2 protein-coding genes are annotated in these 2,982 nt (G+C 63.5%); both read left to right on the top strand.

Going from position 1 to position 2,982, the window contains the following annotated elements; translation table 11 throughout:
* Positions 1-357 precede the first annotated feature (357 nt).
* Positions 358-1,269 (top strand): ABC transporter ATP-binding protein, encoded by a 912-nt coding sequence (locus AC5Y21_RS21835; RefSeq protein WP_499915372.1) that lies wholly within the window; start codon positions 358-360, stop codon positions 1,267-1,269.
* On the top strand, positions 1,266-2,894 hold the full coding sequence (locus AC5Y21_RS21830) for an ABC transporter permease (protein ID WP_499915370.1): 1,629 nt from the start codon (positions 1,266-1,268) through the stop codon (positions 2,892-2,894). The genes AC5Y21_RS21835 and AC5Y21_RS21830 overlap by 4 nt, the downstream gene beginning before the upstream one ends.
* Positions 2,895-2,982 lie beyond the last annotated feature (88 nt).

The following is a 2,982-nucleotide window of genomic DNA, read 5'->3' as shown; positions in this document are numbered from 1 at the left end:
CTACCCACCCCGAAGATGAACCAGCCTTTGCCTAGGCTCCCCGCCATCCGCCCCGCGCAGATATGAGTCAGGCGATCCCAACAGTACTGCTGCCCCTGAAGTCGGTCCGGCGTTTCGAAAAAGTTCCTGATAAAATCCTGAGATTTCGGCCCCCGCCGATGCCGAGCCGCAGAATCGGGCCGTTTGTCCTTCCCTCACTATGGATCTGGCGCTATGCTGCTGGCGATCTGTCGGCTTGTAGCGCTCGCGAATGGTGGGGCTCGGACATGCTCATCAAAGCCGGGCCGACAAGGGTCTTCAGCGCCCGAAGACCTGCAATGAGAGAATCCCTGGGGGCCGGTGACTTACGCTCAGGGCGTGGAATCCCCGGTGCAAACCGCTGTCAACCCGGCGATCCGTGTCGAGGGTCTCACCAAACGGTTCGGGCGCGTCGTCGCCGTCGAGGACCTGAGTATGACCGTCGCCCCCGGCGAGGTGTTCGGGTTCCTCGGGCCCAACGGCGCAGGCAAGTCGACGACGATTCGCCTGCTGCTCGGATTGATTCGCCCCACCGCAGGCACTGCGGAGATCTTCGGTTGCCCTGCGGGTGACGTCCGTCGGTCTCATCGTCACATCGCATACGTGCCCGCGGATGTCGCGCTGTGGCCAAGGATGACGGGCGCCGAAATCCTTGAGCTGCTTGGCTGCGTGGGTCCCGGTATCGACGCGGCGTACCGCGACGAGCTGGTTGACCGTTTCGATCTCGAGCTCGACAAGCCAGCCAAGACCTACTCGACCGGTAACCGACAGAAGGTGGCCCTTATCGCAGCATTCGCGACACGAGCTCCGCTGCTCGTGCTTGATGAGCCGACGAGCGGCATGGACCCGTTGATGGAGCGAAGGTTTCGCCACTGCGTCGCAGAAGCACGCGAGCGCGGCCAGACGGTTTTCCTCAGCTCTCATCAACTGGCCGAGGTAGAAGCCGTATGCGACCGCGTTGCGATTCTGCGTGCCGGGCGACTCGTGGAAGTTGACACCATCGCTGACCTACGCCAGTTGCACCAGACCGTGGTCGAGGTGTCCTATCACGGCGTTCAACCGCGCCTGGAGCATGTTGACGGTGTGTCGAGTGTCGAGCGGTTGGACGGTGAACGGTTGCGGTTCAACCTGACTGGATCGCCGACGGCCGCGCTTCGAGCGCTCGCCGCAGCCGACATTGTCGCGATCACTATGCACGAACCGACACTCGAAGGGATTTTTCTCGCCTATTACGGAGAAGCTGCACGATGACGACGGCCTCGCCGCCCGGTTCGCCGGTGGCCGGCGGGCCGCAATTCGGGCCGGGCCGGGCCGTCAGCCGGCTAGCTGTGCGCCAGTTTCGCCTTGGTGCCGTCGTGGTCGCCTTGATCTGCGGGGGGATGTCGGTATTGGCCGCCAGCCAATACCGATTGGTGAACAACTTGCTGGATGCATCAGGTATGCACGCCCTTGCTGACAATCCCGCCGTAAGGACGTTGGCGGGGCCACCGGTCGCTCTCGACGATCCTGGCGGTTTCACCGTGTGGCGCACCGGCACAACCGTTTCGCTGCTCGCGAGCGTATGGATCATGTTTGCCGCCACCCGTTTTACCCGCGGTGAAGAGGATAACGGGCGGTGGGATCTGCTCCTGGCGGGACGCCTGCGAACGGCTGACTTGGTCGTCCGCTACCTGGCCGTCGTTACTGGATCCGCAATGCTGATCGGCGCGGCCGTCGCGGCGGCCCTGTTGTCGGCCGGTACTCACCCGGCCGGGGCAGTGATCCATGCAGCGGGGATCACGGGCATTGTTCTGACTTTCGCGGCAACAGCTCTGCTCGCCGCACAAGTGATGCCGAGGCAATCCAGTGCTACGGGAATTACGGTCGCGGCTATTTGCGTTGGCGTGGTGCTGCGCATGATCGCCGATGGCTCGCATCAGCTGGCATGGATGGCATGGGCCACGCCCTTCGGGCTGACAGCACGCTCGGCGCCATACGCCGAAAATCGCATCGGTCCACTGATGGTGTTGGGCGCGTTTCCGATCGTGCTGGCCGCTGCAGCCCTCTTGGCGGCCCGTCACCGCGATTTGGGCGACGGGATTGTGGCGGTGCGAAATACCCGTGCTCCGCGAACCCGATGTTTGCATTCGATCGGCGGTTTTGCCCTTCAGCGGACCGCGCGGACCACGTTGGGTTGGGCGGTGGGCATCGCCGCATATTACTTTCTGGTCGGTGCGATGCTCGCCTATCTTCTCGACCTGATCGAAAACAACAAGCGGTTCGCTGAGCTAGCCGCGGCCGCCGGACTGCGTGGCCACGAGTTGTATCTCATCGCTGCGGCTCTGTTCGGCCTGCTCGCAGTCCCAACCGGTCTCTACGCCACAATGCGTCTTGCAACCATGGTCGTCGACGAAAAGGCCGGACGGTGGACTCTGCTATTCGCCCAGCCAGTCTCGCGCGTACGTCTGCTGTGCACCGAGACAGTGATCACGGTCGGCGGAATGGTTGTCCTGCATTGCTCAGCCGCAGTCGCCCTTTGGTGCGGTACCAAAATCACCGGCACCCCACTGCAGTTGGCCGATTCACTGGCGGGTGCGCTGAATTCTCTTCCGGTGGCAATGCTCGCGGCCGGAGCCACCGCGGTGGGCATCGGGTTGCTACCATCCGCCGCCGGCGCGATCGGTGCCTTGCCGCTTGTCGGCGGGTTCCTGGTGAACCTGATCTTGCAGATCACGAAAGCCCCTCGCTGGATTGCCACCCTGTCGCCGTGGGCGCACCTTGCCCCCGTACCCGACACATCGCCTAATTGGGCGGCCACCATCATTCTGTTGCTCATCGCCGCGACCCTGACTGGGGTCGGAGTGTACGGGTACGTCCGGCGCGATTTGGCAGCGTAAGTGAAGGACATGCCCTGACGTTCCTGTCGCTGCTGCCTCGAGCGAGCCCAGCCGCGGCCAGGACCGCTTATATACGGCGGGACAATCG

It is taken from the genome of Mycobacterium sp. NGS41 (genome assembly GCF_059812725.1).
The sequence above is the reverse complement of the archived record's forward strand: the minus strand, read 5'-3'. Positions and strand labels throughout refer to the sequence as shown.